The sequence below is a fragment of the Treponema sp. R8-4-B8 genome, from assembly GCF_054786175.1.
In genome coordinates this window covers 1-1,086 of record NZ_BDHE01000121.1, presented here as the reverse complement: position 1 = coordinate 1,086, position 1,086 = coordinate 1, and the positions used below count along the sequence as shown (strand labels likewise).

General features: G+C 40.9%; 2 protein-coding genes. Both read left to right on the top strand.

The genetic code is table 11. The features are described from left to right. Positions 1-750: transcriptional regulator (locus ACYVRA_RS06710; protein WP_461251972.1), on the top strand; the 750-nt coding region annotated here is incomplete at its 5' end. Positions 751-876: 126 nt separating this feature from the next. Next, on the top strand, positions 877-1,086 hold a 210-nt coding region (locus tag ACYVRA_RS06705), incomplete at its 3' end, for a radical SAM protein (protein WP_461251971.1).

The window sequence follows — 1,086 nt, the reverse complement described above, 5'->3', positions numbered from 1 at the left end:
AGCCAGACGGTGCCGATAAAATTGATTGTCGGCAGCGAAGGACGTTATCATGATTTCAATAAATATTTTCTTCCGCGAAAAGATCACATGCGCCAACGCTGGCAAAGAGTTGATGAAGCGCATATCAAGGATATAGTTCTTCCCCCAATACTGCTCTATGAAATTGGCGGAGTGTATTTTGTGCGCGACGGCAATCACCGCGTATCAGTCGCTAAAATGCAGGGCGTTGAATTTATTGACGCGGAAGTAATCAGTCTTACGACTGAAATAAATATACATCCCTCAATGACTACGGAAGAACTGACAGCCGAACTTATCAAATATGAAAAAAATATTTTTTACAGCGAAACATTGTTCGGCGATTTAACCGATTACTGGGACATGAATTTCAGCTCTCCCGGGCGTTATGACGTTATTTACAACCACATACTTGTCCATAAATACTACTTAAACGAGGATATTGAAGAGGAGATTCCTTTTAACAACGCCCTTATATCATGGTACAATAATGTGTATGATCCCGTAATAAAGATAATCAAAGAACAATGGCTGCTTGTCCATTTTCCGGGAAGAACGGAAGCCGACCTTTACGTGTGGATAATAAAGCACTGGGATTTCTTGAAAAAGAAATATGGCACTTATCCGCTTCACAAAGCGGCCGGTGACTTTTCAAAAAAATACGGACAAAGAGAGGGAAAATTTTTTAGGTTTATAGGTTTGTTTTTTAACAAATTATTTCATAAAGGTTAGGCGAAGATTATAAGCTCACAAAGAGGAGCAGATACTCTGCGCCTACTCTGCCAGCGCTGTCTTTATTGTACGGCTTGCTGTTTTAATTTCCATTCCTGCGCTATTTTGCGGTTCAGGGCGGCGACCTTGCAGAAGTGTTTGTTGATTTTTAGCGGGCTGCCGTCAGTATCTTCGGGCGGCGAACCAATGCTTCATCCGCAGTTTTGCGATTTTTTAAGAAAAGCCAAAGATTACGATTTTTCCGTCAATATCCTGACAAATTTAACCCTGTTAAATGACGAGATAATCGCCGAAATGAAAAACAACAGGCTTTCAAGCGTTCAAGTTTCGCTTTAC